This is a genomic window from Leisingera sp. F5 (genome assembly GCF_001593695.1).
Genome location: NZ_LUKH01000124.1, coordinates 1 through 5,564, shown reverse-complemented (window position 1 = coordinate 5,564; position 5,564 = coordinate 1). Strand labels below are relative to the sequence as shown.

Sequence of the window (5,564 nt, the reverse complement as noted above, 5' to 3'; positions counted from 1 at the left end):
CCCCAGCAGGGTTTCTATGCCCTGTTCATGCAAGGCCGCGATGGCCTCTGCCGCATCCTGTTTCAACGTGTCGGCAAGCGCCAGCACGGCGGCGGGCTCGCCGTTTACCGCCAGCAGGACAGCGGTATGCGCCCGGGCTTCCTGCTCCAGCAGCACTGCCTCGGCGGTATCGGTATCGACGCCTTGACCGCGCAGATGCCGCGCCGTGCCGACCAGAACCGAACGCTCCTCCAAACGGGCGAATACCCCGCCGCCCGTCACCGAATGAAAATCCTGTGCCTCCGTCCAGCTCACGCCTTCCTCCTGCGCGCTCGCCACAATCGCTTTTGCCAGTGGGTGTTCCGACTGTTCCTCTGCGGCGGCGGCAAGGGCCAGGACACGGTCCCGTTCAAAGCCGTTCAGAGGAATGACTTCGACCAGACGCGGTTTGCCTTCGGTCAGCGTGCCGGTCTTGTCGAGCACCACATGGGTGATGTCCTTGAGAATCTGGAAGGCTTCACCCGAACGGATCAGGATACCCCGCGTGGCGGCAATGCCGCCGCCCCGGATCAGGGCCAGAGGCGTCGCCATGCCAAGCGCACAGGGGTAGCCCATGACGAGCACGGTGACCGCGGCGTAGATGGCACGCACCCAATGCGGTTCGCGGCTCCAAGTATCGGGTGCAAGCCCCCAAAACAAAAGCGCTGCAAGGGAAATGACCAGAACGGCAGGAACATAGCGCTTCAGCACCCTGTCCACCAGCACCACGATACCGGGTTTCATGGCCTTGGCTTCCTCTACGTGACGGGCGACCTGATGCAGGAAACTATCCTCGCCGATGCGAGTGGTCTCAACCAGAAGCGCGCCGGTCTGGTTGATCGAGCCGCCGATCACCTCCATTCCCGCCACTTTTTCCACGGGCACCAACTCGCCGGTGACAATTGCCTCGTCCACCGCACTTTCACCCGACAAAACCCGCCCGTCGACGGGCACGCGCTCGCCGGGCCGCACCCGCACATGATCGCCGACCATAACTTCTTCGATGGAAACTTCCCGCTCGGTCCCGTCCCGGATCACGTTCGCCACCTGCGGCTGCATGGACAAAAGCCGCCGCACACTTTCCGATGCCTTGGTACGAACGATCAGTGATACCCATCCCGACAGCAGGTGATATGCAGTCAGAAAAACCACGACGCCAAAAAAATCGACCGCGGGAAAGCCGACGAATCCGTACCAGTCGAACCACGGCATCGGCGCGCCAAGCAGGCCGCCGATGTAGGCGCCGATGGCCCCCACCGACAAAAGCACATGCTGGTTCGTAATCCCGCGTTTCGCCGCGCCCCAGGCCATGCGGGTAATGCGCCGCCCGTTCCAGAGGAAAACGAAGGTAGCAATCACCCAGGCAGTCCAGACATGCCAGTCGCGCATTTGCCACCAACCCAGCCACATCGCCACCATAGCCGCGAACAGAACAAGCGCGGCGACGGCGGCCATGGCCAGGTCCGCCGCTTCCTCGCGGATTGCGCGTTTTTGTTCCTCGTAAGCGCTCACCTTACGCGGATCTCGGATAGTAAAGCCCAGATCGGTCAGTGTGCGCTTGATCCGGGTCTCGTCTGTCTCTGCCGGCGCGAAGCGGATCAGTACTTCTTCATGCGCGAGCGACACATGCGCCTCCTTGACGCCCCTGTCCCGCTTGAGCGCCGAGGAGATGGAATTTGCGCAGAATGAACAGCTCATGCCGCCGATCTTGAGTTGCAGGGTGCCGCGGGCCGAAGTTGCAGTGGTCATGGCGTCATCTCCTCAGGGCGGCCAGCAGGTCGTCGGAGAGGAACAGATCGCTCCGCCCGTCCCCGCTCCGGAGCGCCAGCATGTTGGCCAGAAATAGCGCGTCGCCGGTTCGGAAGGCGGGGTCGCTGATCCGCCATGTGCCATCCTCGAAAATCGCTTCTGAGGCAAAAACCGGCGCCAAAGCAGTCGCCGTCGGCAGGGTTGGGTGGGCGAAATGCTCGGGCGGCACGCCTTCCAGATAGGTCGCGGCCACCAGCGGCAGCGGGCTCGCCTGCATGAGACCGGAGCGGATAATCACCGCTTCAAAAAAGCGCGGAAACAGCGCCGCCGCCCTGTCTGCTTCGGCAGTTTCCCCATGCCAGCGCATCGCATTTAGCGCGGCCACCACTGCCCCAGCCAAGCGCGGACCATAGGATTGCGCCCCCGCACTTTGCCGGAACAGCCCTGCCTCGTCGTCCCAGAACGGCTGCAGACGGTCGTTGAAGATATCCCGCGCGTCCTCCGCGAAAGCCGGCTCGGCCAGAAACCGCCCCGCCTCGGTCAACCCAAAGACGGCAAGCGCCAGGTCCTCAATGCCGGTGCCGGGATCGCCGGTCAGGCTTTCGGCCTGTTCGCGCGCAAGTGCCAAAGCCTCGCCGTGCTGTGTGTCGTCATCAGTGGCAACGGCGAAACGCGCCAAAACTGCGATCGCCAAGCCACGGTCGCCCGGGGTCTCAGGCGGCATCGTCCTGACGGCTGCAAAGGCCTTCTCCAAAAGACCACGATAGCTGTCCGGGTCCGTCAGTTCCCGATAAGCGGCGTGCCAGTAATCGCCGCGACCGCTGATCCCAGCCAGCACCATGTTTGATGCCGCCCAAAGCACAGCGATCTGGTCACGCGGCACTGCGGCGGCGTAGGCTCCATCGGGCGTAAGCGGCGCGAACACCCTGTTGCCATTTGTCAGGCGCGCCTCCAGCGTCTGAGCTTGTGCGCGGGCCTGCGGGATCATCATCAGCCCTGCCAGCTTGTTTTCAGGCATGTCGTGGAATTGCAGATGAAATTCGGGACTGGTGATCTTGATCATTGCCCAGGCTTGCGCAGCAGGGTCCAGCGTCCAGTCAAAGGAGGACCGGTCCCAGGCCAATGTTGCGGGAGCGGCAAACTCCGGTACTTCGGCAAAGCGCGGCTCGGCCCCGGCATAGAGCGGTCCAACCGCCGCCATGTCCGGCATAGCAGGCCGCGTGACGAAACCCGCGCGCCTCAGCCATTCGTCACGCTCGTAGGGAGAGACAATCAGCGCCTCGCCAAGTCCGGAAAACATCACCGCATTGGCAAGGTTGGATAGCGCCGCGAAATAGACCGCCGGAGCTACGTTGTTCTCGTTGTAATGAAACTCCTCTTCGGCGTGGACTGGCAGCGAGGTGCAGGTCGCACCCAGCATAGCCCCTGCGAAAAGCGTTGAGATACCGGATCGCGCGTATCTTGAGAGTAATTTCATGACAGCCTCCGTTTCCGCGGGCTCCCTTGTGGAAACCGTTTCGAAAGCCATCTTGCCGCCCGTACCGTGATACGGAGTCAAGGGGCAGATGAGAATTTTAAGCGGGCGCGGGAAGCGCCGCGAAGAGGCCGAACCAGATTGACCACAGGCCAAGGGCGACGAGGACGATCCCTGCCCAGAACGGCATTCTGCCCGAGAGCGCGGCGAGCCGGTCAATGAGCCGGCGCGCCGGCGCAAAGGCGGCGGCCGCGACGAGTGGCAGGGACAGCGCCAGACCGAAGACGCCAAGCGAAACGAAGCCCCCCAGAACGGCATTACCACTCGCTCCGCCGGCGCCGGCAAAGCCAAGCAACACCAAGAGTAAGGGGGCGGCACAGGCAGGAATGTTGAGGCCGAAGATCAGACCGAGCCCGACCGAACCGCGCGCGCCGTTCAACCTCGCCAGCCGGAGTCCAATGGTCTGCATCAGCAACCCGGCACGCCCGACCAGATACAGGATGCCGATTGCCGCATACCCGGCCCCGAGCACGATCCAGGCACCGCGCTGAAACCCTGTGAAGGCGGCACCGGCCAGAACCGCCACCGCCCCGAGCCCACCGATGAACAGTGCCCGGGTCAGAGCGAAAAGCATCGTTTCAGAGAGTTTTCGCGCCCCCGGTTTGCCTTCCAGATACTTGATGAAAATCAGGCTCGATCCGATTGAACACGGTTCGATGAAGCCGAATAGACCTAGGCCAACCGGCAGGACCAGAAGGTTGAACAAGCCGAATTCCATTATTCAGAAGGCTCAATGGTAGCCTTGGCCTTTGCGCGTTGACTACTCAGCGCTTCCATAATCGTGCAGGAATTGAGGCTCCCGCCGCCCGGACATGTAGCTATTACCGCGTCGAGAGCGGCCCGTATCTCTTCAAGCCTTACAATCTTGCATTCGACCTCCTTGCGTTTGGCAATTGCCTGGTCGCGCACATCGGCGCAATCTGCCTGCCTGTCCGTTCTCAGCGCCAGCAGTTCGGCAATTTCCCGCAGCGTAAAGCCTAGGTCCTGCGCCTGTTGGATGAAGCGGATGCGCTCCACCGTCTTGCGATCATATTCGCGATAGCCGCCGCCGCTTGGGCGCAGAGGTTGTTCGATCAATCCCTTGCGCTCGTAAAAGCGGATGGTCTCGACGCCGACGCCAGCCTCATCGGCGGCGCGGCCAATGGTCATTCCCCGTGCCATAGCTCACCACAGTTTTCGTAAGGATAGACTCCGTACAGTAGTACGGAGTCAACAGGTTGCCAGATCGAGCGCAACAACGTGAACGGCAGCCAATAATATGGCCTGAATAAGCCCCTCCGTTGTAAGTTTCTTCAATCGCGATCACGTGAAGAATCTCTTCTTGATCCTGTGGTTGCTACAGGGTGCATAAGCGTTCCCATGGTATGTTCGCTCTTTGGCGTGAGGTGAATTCATGAAAAAATCAATCTGGGCCAGCTACGTTGGATCGCTCTCATCACTTGGTGTTGCAGCGTGCTGTGTTTTGCCGATGACGATGATTTTGTTCGGACTTGGTGGAAGCTGGCTTGCAATATTTGGGAAAATCGCCGCCGCAAGCTACTACGTCCTTGGTATCTCAACGGCAGTCTTACTTTCGGCATGGGCTGTTTCGTACCGAAGGGGCTCAATTTCCCACCTAAAGTGGTGGTTGACGGGCAGCACAGTACTGATCGCGATATCATGGATCGTTGTTGTGAATGAAGCTCAGATCAACGACTTCCTCATAACCCTTATGTAATGAGGCTAATGACGCGAAGCGCTGCCTGGTAAGAACGAATGCCGGATGCGGTCATTCAACCCGGCAGGAAGCTGCGGAGGATCGCGTCTCCGGCCTGAACTGCCTGCGGCCTAGATCATTCTGACCAACCTTTTGGCCGGAACGGCTATCCCGGATCTTGTCGAGCCCGACACGTCGCGGAGCTGTCGGCGAATTCTTGGTTTGGCGTTGCCACCCAGATCGGTGGCGGCGCATTTCTGGTTACTGGACTGAGCGGCATATTTCACAGACAGCGACCGTCGTCACTTTGATCCTTGTGATCGCGCCGGTTCGACTGCCTGTCTGGATTGCGGGTGCGGACATCCTCAATCGGCGATCGGTTAGGTTACCTCTGTCAGCGCGTCGATCACAGGGCACTCCGGTACGTCGTCACCGGTGCATTGCGCCACTGTGGAAGACAGAACGTGCTCGATGCGTTTGAGATCGGCAATCTTGGCGCGGACAGAGTCGAGATGAGTATTCGCAAGAACCTGCACCTCCCCGCAGGTCTGTGCCCCACCATCGACG

The 5,564-nt window shown here is 60.9% G+C and carries 5 protein-coding genes and 1 pseudogene; 1 reads left to right on the top strand and 5 read right to left on the bottom strand.

Annotation, left to right across the window (positions count from 1 at the left end):
• The 4 genes from A2I95_RS25425 to A2I95_RS25410 all read right to left on the bottom strand — a co-directional run.
• Window positions 1–1,767, bottom strand: a 1,767-nt coding sequence (locus A2I95_RS25425) for a heavy metal translocating P-type ATPase (RefSeq protein ID WP_291734401.1), incomplete at its 3' end; no start/stop codon positions are given.
• A gap of 4 nt (window positions 1,768–1,771) precedes the next feature.
• Window positions 1,772–3,244 carry a hypothetical protein gene (locus A2I95_RS25420; RefSeq protein ID WP_291734399.1) on the bottom strand — a complete coding sequence of 491 codons (1,473 nt, stop codon included), beginning with the start codon at window positions 3,242–3,244 and terminating at the stop codon, window positions 1,772–1,774.
• A 97-nt stretch (window positions 3,245–3,341) separates the two neighbouring features.
• Complete coding sequence (locus A2I95_RS25415) at window positions 3,342–4,007, bottom strand: cytochrome c biogenesis protein CcdA (RefSeq protein WP_291734397.1); 666 nt, start codon at window positions 4,005–4,007, stop codon at window positions 3,342–3,344.
• 11 nt (window positions 4,008–4,018) lie between these two features.
• The gene (locus A2I95_RS25410; protein ID WP_291734395.1) at window positions 4,019–4,450 is read right to left on the bottom strand and encodes a MerR family transcriptional regulator; all 432 of its coding nucleotides are present in this window, start codon (window positions 4,448–4,450) and stop codon (window positions 4,019–4,021) included.
• Between the two features lie 244 nt (window positions 4,451–4,694).
• On the opposite strand from A2I95_RS25410, the gene A2I95_RS25405 reads away from it, so the two are divergent.
• Window positions 4,695–5,018, top strand: a complete 324-nt coding sequence (locus tag A2I95_RS25405; protein WP_291734393.1) for a hypothetical protein — start codon at window positions 4,695–4,697, stop codon at window positions 5,016–5,018.
• 359 nt (window positions 5,019–5,377) lie between these two features.
• On the opposite strand, the pseudogene A2I95_RS25400 reads toward A2I95_RS25405, so the two are convergent.
• Window positions 5,378–5,564, bottom strand: a pseudogene (locus tag A2I95_RS25400) (MerR family transcriptional regulator); the annotation flags it as partial.

Excerpts from the sequence above, each read along its gene's own strand:
- A2I95_RS25420 (WP_291734399.1), bottom strand. The coding sequence starts at position 3,244 with ATGAAATTACTCTCAAGATACGCGCGATCCGGTATCTCAACGCTTTTC.
- A2I95_RS25410 (WP_291734395.1), bottom strand. The coding sequence starts at position 4,450 with ATGACCATTGGCCGCGCCGCCGATGAGGCTGGCGTCGGCGTCGAGACC.
- A2I95_RS25405 (WP_291734393.1), top strand. The coding sequence starts at position 4,695 with ATGAAAAAATCAATCTGGGCCAGCTACGTTGGATCGCTCTCATCACTT.